Origin of the sequence: Pseudomonas sp. WS 5027, from assembly GCF_012985695.1 — a bacterium.
Taxonomy (GTDB): Bacteria; Pseudomonadota; Gammaproteobacteria; order Pseudomonadales; family Pseudomonadaceae; genus Aquipseudomonas; species Aquipseudomonas hygromyciniae.
Map to the genome: position 1 here is coordinate 43,661 of NZ_JAAQWU010000005.1, position 22,652 is coordinate 66,312.

17 protein-coding genes, 1 tRNA gene and 2 pseudogenes are annotated in these 22,652 nt (G+C 60.1%); 8 read left to right on the forward strand and 12 right to left on the reverse strand.

Annotated elements, in window-relative coordinates:
• Positions 1–105: 105 nt before the first annotated feature.
• From ftsK to cysG, 6 genes are read left to right on the forward strand one after another with little or no spacing between them, the layout of a single operon-like run.
• Positions 106–2,514, forward strand: coding sequence for a DNA translocase FtsK (gene ftsK / locus HBO09_RS08240; RefSeq protein WP_169993174.1), 2,409 nt, complete (start codon positions 106–108; stop codon positions 2,512–2,514).
• A gap of 57 nt (positions 2,515–2,571) precedes the next feature.
• On the forward strand, positions 2,572–3,195 hold the full coding sequence (gene lolA / locus HBO09_RS08245; protein WP_169993172.1) for an outer membrane lipoprotein chaperone LolA: 624 nt from the start codon (positions 2,572–2,574) through the stop codon (positions 3,193–3,195).
• Between the two features lie 10 nt (positions 3,196–3,205).
• Positions 3,206–4,531, forward strand: coding sequence for a replication-associated recombination protein A (locus tag HBO09_RS08250; RefSeq protein ID WP_169993170.1), 1,326 nt, complete (start codon positions 3,206–3,208; stop codon positions 4,529–4,531).
• Positions 4,528–4,902, forward strand: coding sequence for a fluoride efflux transporter CrcB (crcB, locus tag HBO09_RS08255; protein ID WP_169993167.1), 375 nt, complete (start codon positions 4,528–4,530; stop codon positions 4,900–4,902). The genes HBO09_RS08250 and crcB overlap by 4 nt, the downstream gene beginning before the upstream one ends.
• A 16-nt stretch (positions 4,903–4,918) precedes the next feature.
• The gene (serS, locus tag HBO09_RS08260) at positions 4,919–6,199 is read left to right on the forward strand and encodes a serine--tRNA ligase (RefSeq protein ID WP_169993165.1); all 1,281 of its coding nucleotides are present in this window, start codon (positions 4,919–4,921) and stop codon (positions 6,197–6,199) included.
• Positions 6,200–7,594 carry a siroheme synthase CysG gene (gene cysG / locus HBO09_RS08265; protein ID WP_169993163.1) on the forward strand — a complete coding sequence of 465 codons (1,395 nt, stop codon included), beginning with the start codon at positions 6,200–6,202 and terminating at the stop codon, positions 7,592–7,594.
• Here the strand turns inward: cysG and HBO09_RS28830 are convergent.
• The 8 genes from HBO09_RS28830 to HBO09_RS08300 form a co-directional block, all read right to left on the reverse strand.
• Positions 7,579–7,701, reverse strand: a complete 123-nt coding sequence (locus tag HBO09_RS28830; protein WP_262381200.1) for a hypothetical protein — start codon at positions 7,699–7,701, stop codon at positions 7,579–7,581. The two genes, cysG and HBO09_RS28830, sit on opposite strands and share 16 nt — an antisense overlap.
• 22 nt (positions 7,702–7,723) lie before the next feature.
• Positions 7,724–8,719, reverse strand: a complete 996-nt coding sequence (locus HBO09_RS08270) for a glutathione S-transferase family protein (protein WP_169993161.1) — start codon at positions 8,717–8,719, stop codon at positions 7,724–7,726.
• A gap of 88 nt (positions 8,720–8,807) precedes the next feature.
• Complete coding sequence (locus tag HBO09_RS08275; protein ID WP_169993159.1) at positions 8,808–9,809, reverse strand: glycosyl transferase family protein; 1,002 nt, start codon at positions 9,807–9,809, stop codon at positions 8,808–8,810.
• The gene (locus tag HBO09_RS08280; protein WP_169993157.1) at positions 9,806–10,141 is read right to left on the reverse strand and encodes a TusE/DsrC/DsvC family sulfur relay protein; all 336 of its coding nucleotides are present in this window, start codon (positions 10,139–10,141) and stop codon (positions 9,806–9,808) included. The genes HBO09_RS08275 and HBO09_RS08280 overlap by 4 nt, the downstream gene beginning before the upstream one ends.
• A complete protein-coding gene (tusB, locus tag HBO09_RS08285; RefSeq protein WP_169993155.1) occupies positions 10,138–10,431 on the reverse strand; it encodes a sulfurtransferase complex subunit TusB in 294 nt (97 codons plus the stop codon). Before tusB ends, HBO09_RS08280 begins: the two co-directional genes overlap by 4 nt.
• Complete coding sequence (gene tusC / locus HBO09_RS08290) at positions 10,431–10,781, reverse strand: sulfurtransferase complex subunit TusC (RefSeq protein ID WP_169993153.1); 351 nt, start codon at positions 10,779–10,781, stop codon at positions 10,431–10,433. The genes tusB and tusC overlap by 1 nt, the downstream gene beginning before the upstream one ends.
• A 1-nt stretch (position 10,782) precedes the next feature.
• A complete protein-coding gene (gene tusD, locus HBO09_RS08295) occupies positions 10,783–11,175 on the reverse strand; it encodes a sulfurtransferase complex subunit TusD (protein WP_169993151.1) in 393 nt (130 codons plus the stop codon).
• An 87-nt stretch (positions 11,176–11,262) separates the two neighbouring features.
• Complete coding sequence (locus HBO09_RS08300; RefSeq protein ID WP_029293588.1) at positions 11,263–11,934, reverse strand: Bax inhibitor-1/YccA family protein; 672 nt, start codon at positions 11,932–11,934, stop codon at positions 11,263–11,265.
• 152 nt (positions 11,935–12,086) lie between these two features.
• Here HBO09_RS08300 and HBO09_RS08305 point away from each other — a divergent pair.
• Positions 12,087–12,177, forward strand: a tRNA-Ser gene (locus tag HBO09_RS08305).
• A 218-nt stretch (positions 12,178–12,395) separates the two neighbouring features.
• On the opposite strand, the gene HBO09_RS08310 is transcribed toward HBO09_RS08305, so the two are convergent.
• The 3 genes and pseudogenes from HBO09_RS08310 to HBO09_RS28835 form a co-directional block, all read right to left on the reverse strand.
• Entirely contained in the window at positions 12,396–17,348 is a 4,953-nt protein-coding gene (locus HBO09_RS08310; protein ID WP_169993149.1) for a hemagglutinin repeat-containing protein, read from the reverse strand.
• A gap of 104 nt (positions 17,349–17,452) precedes the next feature.
• On the reverse strand, positions 17,453–19,120 hold the full coding sequence (locus HBO09_RS08315) for a ShlB/FhaC/HecB family hemolysin secretion/activation protein (RefSeq protein WP_262381204.1): 1,668 nt from the start codon (positions 19,118–19,120) through the stop codon (positions 17,453–17,455).
• A gap of 568 nt (positions 19,121–19,688) precedes the next feature.
• Positions 19,689–19,802: pseudogene (locus HBO09_RS28835) on the reverse strand (integrase); the annotation flags it as partial.
• Positions 19,803–19,820: 18 nt separating this feature from the next.
• Here HBO09_RS28835 and HBO09_RS08320 point away from each other — a divergent pair.
• A pseudogene (locus HBO09_RS08320) lies at positions 19,821–20,063 on the forward strand (phage tail tape measure C-terminal domain-containing protein); the annotation flags it as partial.
• Positions 20,064–20,356: 293 nt separating this feature from the next.
• Here the strand turns inward: HBO09_RS08320 and HBO09_RS08325 are convergent.
• Positions 20,357–22,621, reverse strand: coding sequence for a TonB-dependent siderophore receptor (locus HBO09_RS08325; protein WP_346266426.1), 2,265 nt, complete (start codon positions 22,619–22,621; stop codon positions 20,357–20,359).
• Positions 22,622–22,652 lie beyond the last annotated feature (31 nt).

Genomic DNA, 22,652 nt, shown 5'->3' on the forward strand with positions numbered 1-22,652 from the left:
AGGACGCTTGACGACGCTCGTTCACTTTTCACCTGCCCGGATTGGGCAGTATTTTTATAGTCATTCAACTGTTGGACGCGCTTAAGGCGCAGGAAAAGACCCGTTTTGAAGAAATCCACCGCAGCACCCAAAACAGCAGTAGTACCGGCTTGGCGCCAGCACCTGCACTATCGGCTCAAGGAAGGCGCGCTGATTGCCATCGGTGCTCTATGCCTGTTCCTGATGATGGCCTTGCTGACCTACGGCAAGGACGATCCGGGCTGGAGCCATAACAGCAAGATCGACGATGTACAGAACTTCGGCGGGCCTGTGGGCTCCTACAGCGCCGATATCCTGTTCATGATCCTCGGTTATTTCGCCTATATCTTCCCGTTGCTGCTGGCGATCAAGACCTGGCAGATCTTCCGTCAGCGTCATGAGCCGTGGCAGTGGAGCGGCTGGCTGTTCTCCTGGCGCCTGATCGGCCTGGTGTTTTTGGTGTTGTCGGGCGCGGCGCTGGCCCATATCCATTTCCATGCGCCGACCGGACTGCCGGCGGGTGCGGGCGGCGCCCTGGGCGAAAGCCTGGGTGACCTGGCCCGCAAGACCCTGAATATCCAGGGCAGCACGCTGATGTTCATCGCCCTGTTCCTGTTTGGCCTCACGGTATTTACCGACTTGTCGTGGTTCAAGGTCATGGATGTGACTGGCAAGATCACTCTCGACCTGTTCGAACTGTTCCAGGGCGCCGCTAACCGCTGGTGGGCGGCCCGCGTTGACCGTAAGCGCATGGTTGCGCAATTGCGTGAAGTCGATACCCGGGTCAACGAAGTGGTGGCTCCGAGTACGCCGGATCGCCGTGAGCAGGCCAAGGTCAAGGAACGCCTGATCGAACGCGAGCAGGCCCTGACCAAGCACATGTCTGATCGCGAGAAACAAGTGCCGCCGGTCATCGCTCCCGCCCCGGTCAAGGCGCCCGAGCCAAGCCATCGTGTCCAGAAGGAAAAGCAAGCGCCGCTGTTTATCGACAGCGCCGTCGAAGGCACCTTGCCGCCGATCTCGATCCTTGACCCGGCGGAAAAGAAACAACTCAACTATTCCCCGGAATCCCTGGCGGCCGTCGGCCATCTGCTGGAAATCAAGCTCAAGGAGTTTGGCGTCGAAGTGTCGGTGGACTCGATCCACCCAGGCCCAGTGATTACCCGTTACGAAATCCAGCCGGCCGCGGGGGTCAAGGTCAGCCGTATCTCCAACCTGGCCAAAGACCTTGCGCGCTCCCTGGCCGTGACCAGCGTGCGCGTGGTGGAAGTGATCCCCGGCAAAACCACCGTGGGCATCGAGATTCCCAACGAAGACCGCCAGATCGTGCGCTTCTCCGAAGTGTTGTCGACCCCGGAATACGACAACTTCAAGTCGCCGGTCACCCTGGCCCTGGGTCACGACATTGGCGGCAAGCCGGTGATCACTGACCTTGCGAAAATGCCTCACCTGCTGGTTGCCGGTACCACCGGTTCCGGTAAGTCGGTAGGTGTGAACGCGATGATCCTGTCGATCCTGTTCAAGTCCGGCCCGGAAGACGCCAAGCTGATCATGATCGACCCCAAGATGCTGGAGCTGTCGATCTACGAAGGCATTCCGCACCTGCTGTGCCCAGTGGTAACCGACATGAAGGACGCCGCCAATGCCCTGCGCTGGAGCGTTGCCGAGATGGAGCGGCGCTACAAGCTGATGGCGAAGATGGGCGTGCGTAACCTGTCCGGTTTCAACGCCAAGGTCAAGGAAGCCCAGGACGCCGGCACGCCGCTGACCGACCCGCTGTACAAGCGCGAAAGCATTCACGATGAAGCACCGCTGCTGACCAAGTTGCCGACCATCGTCGTGGTGGTCGATGAATTTGCCGACATGATGATGATCGTCGGTAAGAAGGTCGAAGAGCTGATCGCCCGTATCGCGCAGAAGGCCCGTGCGGCGGGGATCCACCTGATCCTCGCGACTCAGCGGCCGTCGGTGGATGTGATCACCGGCCTGATCAAGGCTAACATTCCGACCCGGATGGCGTTCCAGGTGTCGAGCAAGATCGACTCGCGGACCATCATCGACCAGGGTGGCGCCGAGCAACTGCTGGGCCATGGTGACATGCTCTACATGCCACCCGGCACCAGCCTGCCGATCCGCGTTCACGGCGCCTTCGTTTCCGATGACGAGGTGCACCGGGTGGTCGAGGCGTGGAAACTGCGCGGCGCGCCGGAATACAACGACGATATCCTCGCGGGTGTCGAGGAGGCCGGCAGCGGCTTCGATGGCGGCAGCGGTGGCGGCGACGATGATGCCGAGACCGACGCGCTGTACGACGAAGCGGTGGCGTTCGTGCTGGAAAGCCGTCGCGCCTCGATCTCTGCGGTCCAGCGTAAACTGAAGATCGGCTACAACCGTGCCGCGCGTATGATCGAATCCATGGAAATGGCCGGCGTCGTCACGGCCATGAACACCAACGGCTCGCGCGAAGTGATCGCGCCAGGGCCGATGCGCGACTGACCTCGTGCCGCGTGGCAGCACGCGGCGCGCCTTTCACATCATTCTATGAGGACTCCCATGCGTCTTATCCGCATGCTGTTGTTGCCGGCATTGGCCCTGACCGCGTTTTCGGCCAACGCTGACCAGGCATCCGTCGCGAGCCTGACCAACCTGCTGGACAAATCCAAGACCCTGACTGCGCGCTTCTCCCAGTTGACCCTGGACGGCGGCGGCACCCAGTTGCAGGAAACGGCCGGTGAAATGGCCGTGCAGCGCCCAGGCCTGTTCTTCTGGAAAACCGACGCGCCCAACGAGCAGACCATCGTTTCCGATGGCAAGAAAGTCACGCTGTGGGACCCGGACCTGGTGCAGGCGACCATCAAGACCCTCGATCCGCGCCTGAGCCAGACCCCGGCCTTGCTGCTTTCCGGTGATGTGTCGCAGATCAGTGAGAGTTTCGAGATCACCTCCAAGCAACAGAGCAACGTGATCGATTTCACCCTCAAGCCCAAGTCCAAGGACACGTTGTTCGACAGCCTGCGCCTGTCGTTCCGCAACGGCGTGATCAACGATATGCAACTGGTCGACAGTGTCGGCCAGCGCACCAATATCCTGTTCACCGGGGTCAAGGCCAATGAGCCTGTTCCAGCCTCGACGTTCAAGTTCGACATCCCCAAGGGTGCCGATGTGATCCAGGAGTAAATCGCTGCCCATGGACCTGTTTCGAAGTGACCCGATTGCCCAGCCTTTGGCCGCGCGTTTGCGCTCGACCAATTTGGATGAGTATGTCGGGCAAGAGCACTTGCTGGCTCGCGGCAAGCCCCTGCGCGAGGCCTTGGAGCAGGGTGCCCTGCACTCGATGATTTTCTGGGGGCCGCCGGGCGTGGGCAAGACCACCCTGGCGCGGCTGTTGGCGAAAGTCTCGGATGCACACTTTGAAACGGTCTCGGCGGTGTTGGCCGGGGTCAAGGAGATCCGCCAGGCAGTGGAGGTCGCCAAGCAGCAGGCCGGGCAGTACGGCCGGCGCACCATCCTGTTTGTCGACGAAGTGCATCGCTTCAACAAATCTCAGCAGGATGCGTTCCTGCCTTATGTGGAAGATGGCACGCTGATTTTCATCGGCGCCACCACGGAAAACCCCTCGTTTGAACTGAACAACGCCTTGCTCTCGCGGGCGCGGGTGTATGTGCTCAAGAGCCTTGATGAAGCGGCGATGCACAAGCTGCTGCAACGGGCGCTGAGCGAGGACAAGGGCCTGGGCAAGCGCCACCTTAGCCTGGGGGAGGAGGGTTTCAAGATCCTGTTGGCGGCGGCTGACGGTGACGGTCGGCGCTTCCTCAATCTGCTGGAAAATGCCTCGGACCTGGCCGAAGACCATAGCGAGATTGGCGTCGACCTGCTGCAAAGCCTGCTGGGCGATACCCGGCGGCGCTTCGACAAGGGCGGTGAAGCCTTTTACGACCAGATTTCCGCGTTGCACAAGTCTGTGCGCGGTTCCAACCCGGACGGCGCGTTGTATTGGTTTGCGCGGATGATCGACGGCGGCTGCGATCCACTGTACCTGGCCCGGCGCGTGGTGCGCATGGCCAGCGAGGACATCGGCAACGCCGACCCGCGGGCCCTGAGCCTGTGCCTGGCGGCGTGGGAGGTCCAGGAACGCCTGGGCAGCCCGGAAGGCGAGTTGGCGGTGGCACAGGCCATCACCTACCTGGCCTGTGCGCCGAAAAGCAATGCGGTGTACATGGGCTTCAAGTCGGCATTGCGTGCAGCGGCCGAGCACGGCTCGCTGGAGGTCCCGCTGCACCTGCGCAACGCGCCCACCAAGTTGATGAAACAATTGGGTTATGGCGACGAATACCGTTACGCCCACGATGAGCCGGATGCCTATGCAGCCGGTGAAGACTACTTTCCCGACGATCTGGAGCCGCAACCGTTCTACCAGCCGGTGCCCCGTGGCCTGGAGCTGAAGATTGGAGAAAAGCTCAATCACCTGGCGCAACTTGATCGCTTGAGCCCTAAACAGCGGAGAAAACCATGATTCCCTTGGTCGTTGCAGTCTCCGTTGGCGGTGTGGCCGGTACTTTGTTGCGCTTTGCCACCGGCAATTGGATCAACGCCAATTGGCCGAAACACTTCTATACCGCGACGCTGGCCGTTAATATCGTGGGCTGCCTGCTGATCGGCGCGTTGTACGGCCTGTTTCTGTTACGCCCGGAGGTGCCAGTTGAAGTGCGCGCCGGGTTGATGGTGGGCTTCCTTGGCGGCCTGACCACCTTTTCATCCTTTTCACTGGATACCGTGCGCCTGCTGGAAAGCGGGCAAGTGCCGCTGGCATTAGGCTATTTGGCCATCAGTGTATTCGGCGGGCTGCTTGCCACTTGGGCTGGCCTGTCCTTGACCAAACTTTGATAAACGAGAGACCGACATGCTCGATTCCAAACTGTTACGTAGCAACCTTCAGGACGTAGCGGACCGCCTGGCATCCCGTGGCTTTGCCCTGGATGTTGCGCGCATCGAAGCGCTGGAAGAACAGCGCAAGACCGTCCAGACCCGCACCGAAGCACTGCAGGCTGAGCGTAATGCACGTTCCAAATCCATCGGTCAGGCCAAGCAGCGTGGTGAAGACATCGCGCCGTTGATGGCGGACGTCGAGCGCATGGGCAGCGAGCTGTCCGACGGCAAAGTCGAGCTGGATAAGATTCAGTCCGAGCTGGATTCGATCCTGCTGGGCATTCCCAACCTGCCGCACGAGTCGGTGCCGGTTGGCGAAGATGAAGACGGCAACGTCGAAGTGCGCCGCTGGGGCACGCCAAAAACCTTTGATTTCGAGATCAAGGACCACGTCGCCCTGGGCGAGCTGACCGGTGGCCTGGATTTTGAAACCGCCGCCAAAATGTCCGGTGCGCGCTTTGCCTTGCTGCGCGGCCCGATCGCGCGCATGCACCGTGCCCTGGCGCAGTTCATGATCAACCTGCACACCGGCGAACACGGTTACGAAGAGGCTTACACCCCGTACCTGGTACAAGCGCCAGCGCTGATGGGCACCAGCCAGTTGCCGAAATTCGAGGAGGACCTGTTCAAGATCAGCCGTGATGGCGAGGCCGATCTGTACCTGATCCCGACTGCCGAAGTGTCGCTGACCAACATCGTGGCCGGCGAGATCCTCGACGCCAAGCAACTGCCGATCAAGTTCGTCGCCCACAGCCCGTGCTTCCGTAGTGAAGCCGGCGCATCGGGCCGAGACACCCGCGGCATGATCCGCCAGCACCAGTTCGACAAGGTCGAGATGGTGCAAGTCGTCGAACCGTCGACCTCCATGGAAGCCCTGGAAGGCCTGACTGCCAACGCCGAGCGCGTCCTGCAACTACTGGAGTTGCCGTACCGCGTATTGGCGCTGTGCACCGGCGACATGGGTTTCAGCGCAGTGAAGACCTACGACCTGGAAGTATGGGTGCCGAGCCAAGACAAATACCGCGAGATTTCCTCGTGCTCCAACTGCGGTGATTTCCAGGCCCGACGCATGCAAGCGCGTTTCCGTAACCCGGAAACCGGCAAGCCGGAATTGGTCCATACCCTCAACGGTTCGGGCCTGGCCGTAGGCCGTACCCTGGTCGCGGTGTTGGAAAACTACCAGCAAGCTGACGGTTCGATCCGCGTGCCTGAAGTGCTCAAGCCGTACATGGCGGGCGTTGAGGTCATCGGCTAAATGGAATTTCTGCCGCTGTTTCATAACCTGCGCGGCAGCCGCGTGTTGGTCGTCGGTGGTGGGGAGATTGCCTTGCGCAAGTCCCGGCTACTGGCTGACGCCGGCGCGTTACTGCGGGTGGTTGCTCCCTTGATCGAAGACCAGTTGCGTGAACTGGTGCAGGGCAGTGGCGGTGAACTGATTGTGCGTGGTTACCAGGAGGCAGATCTTGATGGCTGCACCCTGATCATCGCGGCAACCGACGACGAGCCGCTGAATGCGCAAGTGTCCAGCGATGCCCGGCGCCGGTGCGTGCCGGTCAATGTGGTGGACGCTCCGGCCTTGTGCAGTGTGATCTTCCCGGCGATTGTCGACCGCTCGCCCTTGGTGATTGCGGTGTCCAGTGGCGGTGACGCGCCGGTCTTGGCGCGCTTGATCCGGGCCAAGCTGGAAACCTGGATTCCGTCTACCTACGGCCAACTGGCCGGACTGGCCGCGCGCTTTCGAGCGCAGGTCAAAGGTTTGTATCCGGATGTGCAACAACGCCGGGCTTTCTGGGAAGAGGTTTTCCAAGGGCCGATTGCTGATCGGCAACTGGCTGGGCAAGGCGATGAGGCCGAGCGTTTGCTGGTGGAGAAGGTCAATGGCAAGCCGCCCCATGCGCCAGGTGAAGTGTATTTGGTCGGTGCGGGCCCCGGTGATCCGGACCTCCTGACCTTTCGCGCCCTGCGCTTGATGCAGCAGGCCGATGTGGTGCTATATGACCGCCTGGTGGCACCAGCGATTCTTGAGTTGTGCCGGCGCGATGCCGAGCGCGTGTACGTCGGCAAGCGCCGCGCCGATCACGCGGTGCCGCAAGAGCAGATCAATCAGCAATTGGTGAAACTGGCCAAGCAGGGCAAGCGTGTGCTGCGTCTCAAGGGCGGCGATCCGTTTATTTTCGGGCGTGGCGGTGAAGAGATCGAGGAACTGGCGGCTAATGGCATCCCGTTCCAGGTGGTGCCGGGGATCACCGCAGCCAGTGGTTGTGCGGCTTACGCTGGCATTCCCTTGACCCACCGTGATTATGCGCAATCGGTGCGTTTCATCACGGGGCACCTGAAAAATGGGACCTCGGATTTGCCTTGGAATGACCTGGTGGGGCCGTCGCAGACGTTGGTGTTCTATATGGGCTTGATTGGCTTGCCGATCATCTGCGAGCAACTGATCCGCCACGGCCGCTCGGCGGATACCCCGGCGGCGCTGATCCAGCAAGGCACCACGTCCAACCAGCGCGTGTTTACGGGCACCCTGGCCGACCTGCCGCGCCTGGTAGCGGAGCATGAAGTACATGCGCCGACGCTGGTGATCGTAGGAGAAGTAGTGGTGTTACGTGAGAAGTTGAAGTGGTTTGAAGGCGCTCAGTCCCAGGTGTGATAACCGGCACTCATATCAACTGTAGGAGCGAGCTTGCTCGCGAAAAATTCAACTGCGCCGCGTTCCTCCAGAATGCCAGCGTTATCGTTGACGATCTTCGCGAGCAAGCTCGCTCCTACAGTTTTTGCTTTAGCTCCATACGCCCTTGCTGCTCATCTTCTGTCGGTCATGTTTGCTATCAAACACCTGCAATGGCCCCTTCGGCACAATCCCTGTGGGGTTGATCGTCCGGTGGCTGGCATAGTAATGCCCCTTGATGTGGGCAAAATCCACCGTCTCGGCCACGCCCGGCCATTGATACAGTTCCCGTAGCCAATTCGACAGATTCGGATAATCCGCAATCCGCCGTAGGTTGCATTTGAAGTGGCTGTAATACACCGCGTCAAAACGAATCAGCGTGGTAAACAGCCGCACATCGGCCTCGGTCAGGTATTCACCCGCCAGGTAGCGGTGCTTGGCCAGGTGCTGTTCCAGGTGATCCAGTTCGGCAAACACATCATCAAACGCGTTTTCGTACGCCTGCTGCGAAGTGGCAAAGCCTGCGCGGTACACGCCGTTGTTCACCGCAGGATAGATCCGCTCGTTCAACGCATCGATGGTCGGGCGTAGTGGCTCGGGGTAGAAGTCCAGGGTGTTGCCAGTCAGCCCGTCGAACGCGCTGTTGAACATGCGGATGATCTCCGCCGACTCATTGCTGACGATGCGATTGAGCTGCTTGTCCCACAGCACCGGCACCGTGACGCGCCCGGTGTAGTCGGCGGTATCGGCGGTATAGCGCTGGTGCATAAAGGCAAAGTCGTCGAGCTGGTCGCCGGTAGAGCCATGGGCCTTATCGAAGGTCCAGCCATTTTCCAGCATCAGCCAACTGACCACCGACACGTCGATCAGGCTTTCCAGACCCTTTAGCTTGCGTAGGATCAGGGTGCGGTGCGCCCACGGGCAGGCGAGGGAGACATAGAGGTGGTAGCGGCCGGCCTCGGCCTTGAAACCACCATCACCGCTTGGGCCAGGTTGGCCATCTGCGGTGACCCAGTGCCGGCGTTGCGCCTGTTCCCGTTGGAAGGCGCCATCTGCGCTACTTTCGTACCACTGGTCATGCCAGCGTCCTTCAATCAGCAAACCCATGACTGACTCCTTGGCTGTTAAGCGTTGGAGTGCAGTCTAATGGTCTGGGTTCGAACAAATAGCGCAAAGGCTCGGGGTTAATGATCGATTAAATCGATCTGTCCCGCGCTTCCCAATACTGTTGGGCCAGCTCGAACGCCTGTTCCCGTGGGTGTCCAAGGCCGCGCAGGGCCAGGGCCATGGTGGCGATCAGCGCCAACTGAGGGTAGCTATCCTGCACTTCGCCGCGCCACAGGGCTTTCAAATGCTCGGGGTCGAGGCTGGCCGGCTTGACGTGGCGCTGGGCGGAGAGGGCAGGCCACTCCTCATCCCAGCTTGCGCCACCGGTGGTGCCATATAAGTGGCTGGCGGAGTCGGGATTGATCTCGATCTCGCCGCCATCGCCCTTGATCACAATGGTGTTGTCACCCAGCAGGCCGCTGGCATCGCGATGTACGCCTTGGTAACCGGGGTGGAAGATGCTTTGCAGGCCGCAACGTGCACCCAGCGGGTTGAGGATGCGTGCCAGGGAGTGAATGGGCGAGCGCAGGCCAAGGATGTTGCGCAGGTCAATCATGCGTTGCAGTTGCGGGGCCCAGTCACCCAGGGGCATAAACGCCAGGTTGCGTTGCGCAAGGGCGGTCTCGACCTGTTGCCAGTTGCGGCACAGTGGAATCTGCAGCTCACCCAGCAACTGTTCGGTGTACAGCCGGCCCGCCGTGTGGGCACCGCCGCCATGCATGAAAATTCGCACGCCGTTCTGCGCCAGGCACTTGGCGGCCAGCAGGTACCACGGCAGATGGCGTTTTTTCCCGGCGTAGGTAGGCCAATCGATATCCACCTCCAATGCTGGCGGGTTTAGGCGTTCGCGCAGGGCCTCGGTGAAACCGGCGAGTTCCTCGGGGCTTTCTTCCTTGTGGCGCAGCAGCATCAGGAACGCGCCGAGCTGGGACTCCTGAACTTTCTCGTCGAGCAGCATGCCCATGGCTTCCCGTGCTTCTTCGTGCGTCAGGCTGCGGGCACCGCGCTTGCCTTTGCCGAGGATGCGCACAAACGGCGCAAAGGGATGTTCGGCGGGAGTTTCGGTGATCAACGGGGCAAAGTCGGTCATAAGCAATTCGTCGGCCTGGGCAGGCCCGCCAGCTTGGCGGCAAGTTTGGCGGGAGTGCCTTTGAACAGTCGGTTGAGGTGCAGGCTGTTGCCCTTTTCCGGGCCCAGCTTCGAGGCGGTGTACTTGATCAGCGGGCGGGTGGCCGGTGACAACTGGAACTCCTGGTAAAAGCCTCTGAGCAGCTCGAGGATCTCCCAGTGTTCGGCGGTCAATTCCAGATCTTCGGCTTTTGCCAGGGCGTTGGCCACCTCGGCGGACCAGGCATTGAGGTCAACCAGGTAACCGTCCTTGTCCAGTTCCAGGGTGCGCGGGCCTACGGTCAGAGTGTTCATAGCCAGCTGTTGACCTTGTCATGGTCGATCGACAACTGCACAAAACCCGGGTAGTCGACACCCTTGGCCCAGTCCGGCAACGACAGGCCGCGGGCTTGGGCGTCTTCGACAAGCACGAAGATGGATAAGGCCTTGCCTTCCAGGGCCTTGAAAGGCGCGCTACCGGCTTGCAGGGCATAGGTTGCATCGCCGCACAGCAGGATCGCGTCTTGTGCGCCACACAGGCGTAGGCAACTGTCTAGTCTGCTGTCGGAAAAAGGGGAGTGGGACAATACATGCAAGGTCGACATCAGAGGGTCATCACCTGATCGTAACGGTCAATCATCTGGGAAATCTGCTCGCTGCTCAGTGGCTGCGCGTTGTCAGGGACGGCCAATCCACGCTCGGCCAGGCTGTGGCTGCATGCGAATACCTCATCGATGCCGAACAGCGAGAGTGCCTGCAGGTTGGCAGTCACATCCTTCTGCTGCACCGCTTTGGCATTCTGTGCGGGGGCCAGTTGAAATACCCCGTCATCCAGAAACAGCAGCCCAATCGGCAAGTCGAATGCGCCACCGGCCAGTACCACATCCAGTGCTTCCCGCGCACTGGGCCCAGACCACGGCGCCTGGCGGCTGATTACTAACAAGGATCTGGACATTTCATGGCCCTCCAAAGCAGATCAGACGGTCGGCGTCCTGGATGGCATCGTGCAACTGTCCAAGGCCCGACAACGCCCAGGGCGCGTCCAGGTTCACCGCACTGCGCTGGTAGCGCGCGGCCTCCTCGCCGTTGAGCACTCCGCGCCGTAACGCGGCAGCGATGCATACCACGCCATCGAGTTGATGCTCGCTGACCAGAGCGCGCCATTGTTGGGCGATATCCTGCTCATCCTGCGGTGTGACCACCGAATTGGCGGCGCTGTAGACGCCATCCTGATAGAAAAACAGCCGCACAATCTCATGCCCGCCGGCCAGCGCAGCCTGGGCAAACAGCAGGGCACGGCGCGAGGAGGGCGCATGGGCGGCGGAAAACAGTGCAATTGCGAACTTCATGGAACACTCTGTAGGTAAACCTTTGCCAATGATAAAGCCGCAGGCAACAAAAAGCCCGCCGAAGCGGGCTTTTTGATAAGGCTGGGATCAGTCGTCGCGGCTCATGATGCCGAAGATTTGCAACAGGCTGACAAACAGGTTGTAGATCGATACATACAGGCTGATGGTCGCCATGATGTAGTTGCGCTCGCCGCCATGAATGATGGCACTGGTCTGGAACAGAATGCAGACCGAGGAAAACAGCACGAAACCGGCGCTGATCGCCAACTGCAGGCCGCTGATCTGGAAGAACATGCTCGCCAACACGGCTGCCAGCAACACGAAGAAGCCAGCAGTGATGAAGCCGCCGAGGAAGCTCATGTCCTTACGGGTGATCAGTACATAAGCCGACAGGCCACCAAACACCAATGCCGTCATGGCAAATGCCGAGCTGACCACTTCCGCGCCGCCCTGCATGCCCAGGTAGCGGTTAAGGATCGGGCCCAGCAGGAACCCCATGAAACCGGTCAGGGCAAACGCCGACACCAGGCCCCAGGCCGAGTCGCGCAGCTTGTTGGTGAGGAAAAACAGGCCGTAGAAGCCGATCAACACCACGAAGATATTCGGGTAACCGACACGCATCTGCTGCGCCACATACGCCATCACGCCGCTAAATGCGAGGGTGAGGGCGAGCAGGCCGTATGTATTGCGCAGGACGCGGCTAACCTCTAGCTGCTCAGCCTGCACGTTGCTATTAACTGCGTAATCCTGTTCGCGCATGGCGACACTCCTTCAGTTTTGAAACGTTCAGTCGCAAAGATCATAACAGACGCTCTGTAACAAGCTATGCAGAGAGTTTGACAGTGTGTTTCATTCGGGTATTATGGCGCCCGCTGAGACAGGATGGGCTACTATAATCCTGTGTTGCACAAGGGAAATTGGCAGAGTGGTTGAATGCACCGGTCTTGAAAACCGGCGAACGTTAATAGCGTTCCCAGGGTTCGAATCCCTGGTTTCCCGCCAAGATTCAAACGAAAGCCCCGCGATTGCGGGGCTTTTGTGTTTCTGGCGTTCGATAATTGGATAAGGTTTTAAACTGACAGTTTCCGCATCGTTTAAGACGCTTTGCGCAACTACTGTCAGATCCTCTATCAACGGGTCGGCTTTACGATCTCACCCACACGTCTATACACCGTCTCGGTTATCCGCTTAGCCTCCTGCTTCCACGAGTGGATTGCTAGCTAATTGATTTGCTGATCAATCCCGGCCTGTAACGCCTGGCTATCACTGTGCCCGCCGACCCTCAGCGGTCCAAGGTTGAAGGCTTGATCCTTACGTATGGCGTCGTCCTGTTTCTGGGTCAATTCGTCCTTGGCGCCCAGCACCAGGTTGACCGGTGACTTCGACAGGTTCAGCCCGACATCCGCTCGGTAATCGCTGCCGGCCAACGTCGTTGCCGTCACCTTGGAGCCACCCAGGTCGACCTTGCCCTGGTCCGCGCTGATCCGGGCTCCAGTCAGGTGGGTTTCGCCACTCACCTGCAGGTTGACGCCTTGCGTGCGGATGCCCGACGCTTGAGTGACGCTGTCCTTCACCACATGGCTGACGTCCAGGTTCAACGTCGGGGTGTAGGACGTGTTGCCGCTCTTGTCCCCGAACAGCACGTTTGCGGTGGTATTGGCCACCGAACTGCCGGTGGTGTTTTTGCCGTTGACGGCGTAGCTGTCAGTGGTTTTTGGCCAGACCTTTTCCTTGAGATCGGACAGGCGAGTGCCCACGGCATCCTTCTTGTCCGCCAGGTAAGCCTTGGCTTTGTCCACGCTCGTACCGAAGGTGCCGCGGGGCTCGGGGTTCACGTCGTAGCTACCGCTGCGAGTGAGTTTCTCGCCCAGGCGTTCCTTGGCGTTACCAACGCTGTTGACCACGCTGTCCTTGGCCGAGGCCAGGTGCTCGGTGCCCTTGTCCACGGCGTTCTCGAGCTTTTCGCGGTGCTTGTCAAACGCGCCCTCGGCCTTGGCTTGCACCTTGTCCTTGAGCGGGCCGCTGGCCTTGGCCAGTTTGTTGACCACACCGGGCTGGTTTTTCTCGACATCAAGCTTGGCGTCGACGTTGACTTGGGTGCTGCTGACTTGATCCTTGCGGCTCTCAATGACGAGGTCGCCGCCGACGTTGCCACTGACCTGCTCGGCTTCAATCCGCGCGCCGGCCAGATGGGTGTCACCGGCACTGTTGATCACCACCTTATTCGCCTTGATCAGGCTGTCGTGCTGGGTGGTGCCTTGCAGGTGATCCACGTCGACCTTGGCCCGCGCATTGATGCCGTGCTGGGTCTTGGGGGTGTCGTGTTCACCGGCGTCGGCCAGGGTGGTTTTGCCGCCGCTGCCGCCTGCGCCCAGGGTCACGCCCCAGCTGTTATGCGCCTGGGTCGATTGCGCTGACTCTTGCAGGATGCCGCCGTTTTGCGCATCCAGATTGACGCTGTCAGCCACCACCTGAGTGCCTTGCAGGTGGATGGCATCCGCCGCGTTGGCGCCGCTGGTGAGGCTCACCTTGCCGTTGCTGTGCAACTGCCCGGCGCTAACGCCTTGGTCGTTTTCGGCGACTTTGCCGATGTTGAAGTTGGCGCTCAGGCTGCCGGTGGTGCCGCTGCTTTCGGCGCTGCTGGTCTTGCCGGCACCGACCGTCAGGCCGCCGCCCAGGTTGCGGCCACTGCTCACGTGAGTATCGGTGGCTGCTTGCAGGTTCAGCTTGCCGCCAGCGTTGAGGCTGATGTCACCGGTCTTCGCGGTGCTGCTGCCGACCTGAGTGCCTTGCAGGGTCATGTCGCCACCGCTGCTAAGCTGGATCGGGCCGTTGCCCTGCAGCGTCGCGACACGCGCCTGGCTGTCCTGGGTGTTAAGGCGCTTGTCGTCCAGTTGCACACCGGAACCGAGGTTGACGTTCGTACCGTTGCTGCCCGGCGCCGTGCCCACGGTCAATGAACCGCTACCACGCAGGCTGTTATTGGTGTTGCTCTGGGTATCGCTGGCCTGGTTCAGCGCCAATTCGCCACCGCCTTTGAGGTTGACGCCCGCCTGGCCGCCGTTGAACTGGCTACCTTCATAACGCGCGTCGCCTTGGGTCTCGATGTTCACACCCTGGGCCCCGGCGTAGCTGCCGACCACCGCCGTGCTGCTGGATTCGCGCACATCGCTGCTGCCGCCTGCGCCATTGCCTCGCACGTTCAAGTCTTCACCTGTGGTGGTGTAGACGCGCACGCCCACTTTGGCGTCAACGCCTTGCTCGCTGCTGGTGTGGGTGTTGGCGGCCGCCGTGGCGAGGTGCTCGCCGGCATTGATCTTCAGCCCGCCCTCACTGGCGCGGTACTGGGTGCCTTCATCTTTCACGGTGTTGGCGACATTGACCTGCACCGTGCCACCGCTGAACTGGCTGACCACGGCGGTACTGTCCTGCTGTGTGCGGGTCTTGTTGGTATGGCCGACTTCCACATCGAGCCCGACATTCGGTTGCTCGAAGGCATCCAGCAGGCCGGGCTGATGGAATTTGGCCTGGGCCACGCCGTCGACGGCTTTTTCGATCGGCCGGGTGATGCCTTTGTATTCAACATTGGCGCCGACGTCGGCGGTCCAACCATTCTCTTTGTGGGTGCTGGTCTTGGTGTTATGCGCCGCCTGGTTATCGACCTGCGCCGCGTTGACCTGCAACTCAGAACCGGCCTTCACTTGCGCGCCCTGGCTGGTCAGGGTGTTGCCGGCGTTGATCGTCAGCGTGCCTGCCGACGCAACGCTGCTGGTTTGCGCGGTGGTTTTGTGGCTGGTGTCATTGTTGCTCTGGTGGCTGAACTGCGCACCATTGCCGGCTCGGTCCAGGCCGCCGGTGTAATAGACGCCGCCAGCGGTGGTGGTGGTGTCGGTTTGGCTACGGGTGCTGTCATCGGTCGCCAACAGCTCGACGTTTTTGCCGCTCACGGTCGCATCGCCCTGGGTCGCGTTCAGCTCGGAACCCTTGATGCTCACGTCGCCACCGGCCGTGACGGCCAGGCTGCCGCCGCTGAGGCTGGAAGCTTGCTGCTGGGTAGTGTCGGTCTTGCTGGCGTGCTGCTGGTCTGCATAGTTCACACCCGCGCGGTATTGACGCGTGCCGTCGGCGGTTTCCTTGGCGTAGCTATCGAAACCCCGCGTGTGAGTGCTGGTAGTGGTGTGAGAGGTGTTTTCAGCCGACGCGACGTTGATGTCACCCTTGGCATTCGCTTGCAGTTCGCCTGCCGCAGAGACCTTGGAGCCGCTGACGCTGATGTCCTTGGCGCTTTGCAGTTTGAGGTTGCTGTCCGAGCGCAGGTTGCTGGCGACGACGGTGCTGTCCTTGAGGTTTTTGCGGCTTTCATCCTTGGTGATACCAAAGAACTTGCTGTCGTTGCTGTAGTTATTGTCGTGGGAGGTGTCTTGCACGCCGTCGATCACCAGCGAGCCTTTGTCGCTGATGACGCTGGCCTGTTGGCCGCCACGCGCCTGGCTGCCGCTGATGCGCACATCGTCCGCCTTGACGATCAGCTTGCCATCGGCGTTGACCTTGCTGCCGGTGTTCAGGGTCTTGCCCTTATCGCCATCGCCGTTCTTGCCGAAGAAACTGCCGCCAGTCAGGTCGCCGGAGTAAGCGTTGTCGCTGCTGCTCTGGGTACGGCTGGCGCTGGTGATGTCGACTTGCCGAGCGGCCAATTGAATATCGCCCGCAGATTTCAGTTCGGCGCCTTGCAGTTGCAGTTTTTGCTGGCTGGTCAACTCCAGGGCTTTGCCGGCCTTGAGGCTGCTGGTGACGCTGCGCTGTTCGCTGCTGGAATTGTCCCAGTTGGCTTTCCACAGGTGCTTGCGGTGGTTGCCTTGGTCGCGGGTTTCGCGGGTTTCGGTGGCGGCGCTCAGTTGCAGGTCGGCGCCGCTGTTGACGCGCAATGCGTCGCCTGCTTCGACCTTGCTGGCCTTGATCTCGGTGTTGGCGCCGGACAACAGCGTGGCATGTTGTTGTGCGACGACGTTGTTGCCGTGCTGACGCGAGTCCTTGTCGGTGGTGGTGCGGTCATAGGTTTCGTAGGTGAACAGGAAGTTGCTGTTGTTCCACTGCTCACGTTTTTCCTGAAGTTTTTTGCTTTCCAGGCTGCTGAGGGTGAGGTTGCGGCCGGCGTCTAGCTTGACGTTGCGCCCGCCGACGTCGGTGGCGGCGAGGCTCAAGTCTTTGGCACTGTGCAAGTCGACATCGCCCTGGCGGCTCTGCACACCGGCGCGGGTGGCGTCGAGGCTGTTGGCGTAGACCTGGCCGCTGATATCGAGGTCGCCGGCCGAGCTGACCTTCACCCCATCACGACCCTCGACTTGCACCGCGCCCACGCGCACCCCGGCACCTTCGGCGGTGCTGATGATGTTGATACGGCCGGCCTGCATTGCTCCGAACAGGTGGGCGTCGATACGCTGGTCCTGGGCTTTGCTCGCCGGGTCGACCTGGCGCACCTGGCCGCTGGCATAGTCGACCTGATTGCGGCCAACCTTGAGGTTCAATTGGTCACGCGCACTGAGGCGCCCATCGCTGTCGATACGCGGCGCGATCAGGTTGATCGAACCCGCACCGTTTTGCAGACCCTGGCCTTGCACCGTCAATTGGCCGCTTGCATCGCGAGTGTTCAAGCCTTGCAGCTTGCCGTCGTTGAGTTCAGGGCGGCCCACTACCAGGTTGGCATTTGGGGTGTTGATGAAACTGCCGCCGTTGACGGAAATGCCATTGGGGTTGGCCAGCACATAATCGGCAGCCCGGCCAAAAATCTCCTGAGCGCCGTTGATGGCCGAGGCGTTGCGGCTCACTACTTCGTTGAGGATCACGCTCGCCGCCTGGCCCTGGAACTGCGGGTTGGCCGCCAGCTGCCCGGCGAGTTGCGATTGACCAGCCTGCAAGGCGTTGTTCAACACCACACCCTGGCGGTCGACGTTGTAGTCCAGAAACTGGTTATGGGACAGGCCGCCGGCATTCGGCGCGACGATGTTGACGATGGGCACGCCGCCCTGGTTTTGCAGCTGCGGCGTACCGCCAGGCCCTTCGACGACGGTTAAGCCACCGGCCAGTACCAGCTGCGGCAGCAGGAACAGACTGGCGATGGCCCAGCGCAGTTTGCCCTGGGGTGAAAGGTGAAACGTATGGGTGTCAGTCGGCATAAATAAATTCGCTCTGTGTTGGCTGATCCGCGACGTGCGTTGTTCGTTGCAACGCTGCTGTGGTGGTCAGGTACGGCGGTTAACTCAGGCTAAACAGGTGTTGTTCAAATCTGCACGCTAAGGCGCGTCAGCCAGACCTCCCGCTCCTGGCCAAACCCTGTGGGCGTGTTGAGGTTGCGTTGGTAATCGAGGTCCAGTTGCACGTTTTTCCAGCTCAGGTTGAGCCCTGCACTGGCACCGCTCAGGCGCTGGCTTTGAGCGCCGTGTTCGCGCTTGATCCATCCGTTGTCGAGGCCCAGGCGCGGGGTGATTTTTACCGGCAGGTCGCTGCTGAGCGGCAGGCGCAAGGTGTTGCGCCATACCGCGCCGATGGCCCCGGACGCGATGTTTTCGCGGTAGCCACGCACCGCCGAATCGTCGGTGCCCAGCAGTTGTTCGATGGCAGGCAACGCATCCGGGCTGTATTGCGCCGACAGCTGGCTCTGCCACTGCCACGGTTGCCCCAGCCATTGGCCGTTGCGCCATTGGGTGAGGTTGGCGCGGTACTTATGGAATTGCGCCTGGGGCAGGTTTTTTTGCGTTTGGTCAGCATCACGGTCGGCGCCGAACCATGTCAGGCCTTGGGCGTAATTGACGTCGAGGTTCCACACTGCGCTGTTGAGCCAGAACAGATTCAGGCCAGCCTCGGCCACTGTCAGCGTCGGGCTCTGGATACCTAAGCGAACCTTTTGCAGGTAGCTGTCGACGTCCTTGTAGGCCAGTTGCAGGTTGGCGCTGAGTTGATGGCCCTGGTCGCGCCACAGCACGCGGTCGGTGCGCAAACTGACCTGGTCGGTACGGCCGCTGTTGTAAAACGTGGCGCGGCTGAGCTTGAACGGCGAGCGGTATTCGTTGTGGCTGGCGAACAGGCTGTAGGTCCAGTACCCGTAAGGGATGGAATAAAACAGGCTGTTGCTGCGGCTGTAGCGCGGCCCGTGGTTGAGCGTGTCGCTGAAGCTCAGGTTGAGCGAATCGTTGAGCTCCAGCGGGCTGTCCAGGCTCAGGTTGATGGCATTGCGATCACGCCCCGTGCCGGCACTGCCGAGGTTATCCACTCCAAGCCCCAGCCCCCAGCGTGACGCCGTGCTGCGCGAGCGCAGGATGATGCGCGAGGCGCCAGCTTCACTGCCAGGGGCGATGTCTGCGGTGAGGTCCACCGAACGCAGGCGGTTGAGCTGGTCCAGGCCTTGCTCCAAATCGCGCAGGTTCAGCGGCTTGCCGAGCATCCCGGGGAACGCGCCGCCTAACGACACCGGCAGGCTCTGGTCGGCCAGTTCGATGGCTTCGAGGTAGCCCTCTTCGACGTGAATATCCAGCGACTGCCCAGCCGCCGGCGGGCTGATCAGGTACGGGCGGCTGGCGATATAGCCGGCTTGTACATACAGCTGGGTGATCTCGGCCAGCAGGCGGTTGATCTGGGTGACGCCCATGCACGGCGCCACGTAGGGTTCGATGCGTTTGTTCAGCTCAGCCTTGCTGAACAGCGTGACCCCGGCCAGGCGCGTGCCACTTAGCGGCCAGCAGCGTTCATCTTTGGCGATGTCTGTTGGCAAGGCCGGCGTGGCCGCTTGCGTACCGAAACTACCGCGTTGCAGCTGCCGTTGGCGTTGCTCCAGGTGTAATTGCTGCAAGTCGCGCTGCTGTTGTTGCTGCAAGCGCAGCGCTTCCTGGCCCGCTTGCCGCCCATCGGCGGCGGCCGGCAGCGCGCACAGGCAGAGCAGGGCGACGCCCAGGCTCTGGATACAACACAGGCGTTGGGTTGAGGGCTGATTCGGCACTCGACATCCTTAACGTAGAAATACGCACAATCCATACCCCTTAGCCAAAGGGTGAACTCAGGGACTTTGCACAGTTGAGCCATCATTAAACGGTTTGTTCATCAGTGGCAGGATTTTTTACGTAAAACGTGGGGAATGCCGCGTTATTCACAAAATAAATGCACAGAGGTGGTGCGGGAGGGCCAGGCGATAACTCGTTTGGGCGTTTCATGAGGCGATTTCTGCCCTCATTCTGCTGACTCACCGATCAACCCTGCCTTTCAGACGTATTTACCCCTTTGCCTTTTACAAATGCCGCTGGGGGGCCATAGGACAAACGCCACGAATCGTGGGCAATTTGGTAGTTTGTGTGCGGTCGGCAGGACGCCGGGGGGGGAGTAAATCATTTCCGCAACCTGATGTGCACCCCTTGAGTTATGGGGCTTTCAGCGTGTTGATATATGGAGTGATGCGGAAATGGTAAAAGGTTAACTTGCTGTATTTAAAGGAAAACTCGTCAGTCTTGAAAACCGGCGAACGTTAAAGGGTTCTCACGCTCCGTCAGCCCCCACTCCCTGGTCATGTTGAAAACGTGGGAGAGGAGTGCGATCTCGCGATTGGCACGAACCGTTGCTGAACGGGCATCACGGTAACCGGCATAGCTTTGGAGACTGTCCAGGGCGATTGGACGAAGGGCGCGACATCGGCCTGGGCCAACTACCTGGACTCATCACAGAAAGTGGCAGGGCAGACCAAGCGCCTGTTCGGCAACGCGTTCAGCTTGATGGAGGACTCAATCGTCAACTTCACCATGACCGGGAAGCTGTCGTTTGCTGACCTCACCAAGTCAATTCTTGCCGATATGGCACGCATTGCGACCCGGCAAGCAGCCTCTGGCCTTCTCGGCTCCCTTGGGGGGCGCAGTTTTTTCCTCCTGGTTTATCCAGCCATCAGCCATCAGTACGACTTGGGGGCGTGCCACGCCATTTCGTATCCGTCACGCTGTACGTGGTCCAGGAGCTGAATTTGCAACTACGCTTGGTACGGCGTGGGTCAGTATTGCCTGGTACAACGCGCTCGGCCCGTGGTCGATAGAAGTCGACCACCGCCGGGCGCTGAACCCGCGATATAAAAAGCTGCCTGGCAAGGACCGGCGTTTTTTTGCGTCAGGACAGCGTTAGTGTATGCGCCTATACCAAGTTTATCAGCGCCTCAAAAAGTCCACTTGGCATTGACCACTGCATTGCGGGGTTCGCCGTAGGAGCCCGAGGCAAAGGTGCCGATGCCGTCGTAATATTTCTGATCGAACAGGTTGTTCACGTTCAGGCCGACAGTCAGGTGCTCATCCACTTTGTAGTTCGCCAACAGACCAACCACGGCAAACGGGTCCTGTGTTGCCTTGTAGGTTGGACCGGTGTACTGGGGAATTTGCCCCTCTGCGTAGATCTTACTTTGCCAAGTCACGTTGCCGCCGACGGTCAGACGCTCCAGATCTCCCTGCAAGCGGTAGGTGGTACCGAGCTTGAAGAGGTTGGAAGGCTGATTGGTCTGGACACGCTTGCCATCCTTATCGTGGGATTCACGATAGGTATAGCCACCGAATACGTTCCAGCCAGTGGTCAATTCGCCCGAAATTTCGGTCTCGACACCGCGAGTGCTGGTACCGCTAATAGCTTTATAACTCGCCTTATTGGAATTCGGGTTGGCGACTTCCTGAGGGCTATTCTTTTGCTCGACGTCAAACAACGCGATGCTGGCATTCAACGCACCGTTGAGGAATTCACCTTTGAGGCCAATCTCGTAGTTATCGCCCTGCAATGGCTCAAGGGATTTGTTGTCGACGGTCTTGTAGAACGTCTGCGGCAAGAAGATGTTGGTATAGCTGGCATACGCCGAGTACGTGTCGTTTAGGTCATAGACAATCCCTGCATAGGGAGTAACCACCCCAGTTTTACGGGTCTTGTCGGTAGTTTTGGTCTGGTTCGAAATGCTGGTGACGCGATCTTCCTGCTCCCACCAACTGACGCGGGTGCCAAGAATCACAGTCAACGGATCGATAGGTTTCAGACGTAGCGCGGTGTAAACCCCGGTTTGCTGCAGGTTCGTAACGGTTCCGCCATTTTCAATGAAGTTCGGTCGAGCGAACTGACGACCATCCCAGGTGAAAATATTGTCCACCGATGCAAAATCTCCGTCCGCTCCGGTGCTGGTGTAGTCGGGGAAGTTTAGATGCGTGCGCGAGGTGCTGGCACCTACCACCAGCTCATGCTGGCGCCCACCCAAGGTGAACGGGCCGGTGGCATAGGTGTCCAGGGTGTCTTGAGTCTGGTAGCTATCCAGACGACTGATGTAGGCATTTGCGCCAGCGCCTGTCACCGGGTCAGGCGCGCCATTACTCGCCGAAGCCCCTTGCCCTTTGCGATAGCTGTATTGGTGGCTGTAGGCGGTTTTCCAGCTCCAGTCGTTACCCAGCGTGTGATCCAGCAGGGTGCTGAAGTTGTAGCTGGTGTTGTCCTGGAATGCCCAGCGGCTGGCAGGGTTGAACGAACGGGAGAAATTGGTCTGCTTGCCGGTGCTGTAAAACAATGGAATATGGCCGTAGGTAGTGCCATCGGCATCATTGTTTTGGTAATCGAGGCTGGTGCGTAGCGTAGTGTCGTCGCTCAAGTCGATGTCCAACGCACCGTAAACCACGCGTTTTTCTTGCTTGTACCAATCAATGAACGAGTTCTGCTTCTGGTAGGCCGCGACAAAACGCCCGCGTACGTTGCCGGTTTCGGTCAGTGGGCCGGATACGTCAACTTCGGAACGGTATTTGTCCCACGTACCCGCCTCACCGGAAACGTAACCCTGGAAGTCCTTGGTCGGACGCTTGCGCACCAGGTTGATGGTGGCCGACGGTGTACCCGCGCCACTCATTAGGCCGGTGGCCCCTCGCAGTACTTCGACACGGTCATAGATCGCCATGTCCGACAGTGCACTGGTGTACTGCTGGGATTCGTTGGCCACTTGCGACGGAACACCGTCGTACTGGAAGTTCTGGATCGTAAAGCCGCGGGAGTAAAACGTGTAACGCTCACTGTCGCGATGGTTGAGGCTGATACCCGGCGTAAAGGCCAGCACCTGGTTGATGGTTGACAGTTGCTGGTCATCCATCAACTGACGGGTGATTACACTCACCGACTGCGGTGTCTCGCGCAGTGACAAAGGCAGCTTGGTGGCAGTGCTGGTGGCGCCGGTGGTGTAAGACCCGGTGCCTTCTGTAGTGCCACTGTCCTGATACTCGGTAATGTTGGTCTGGCCCAACTCAACCCGCGTGGTCGGCATGCTGACCAACAGATAACCATCCACGCTGGATTGGGCGCGCAGTGCATTACCGTGCAACAGCACGGCAAAGCCCTCATCGACACTAAAGTTACCTTGCACCCCGTCGCTTTTGAGATTGGCGACCTGTGCCGCCGCAAAAGAAATGTCCACCCCTGCCTCCCGAGCATAGCGACTTAACACG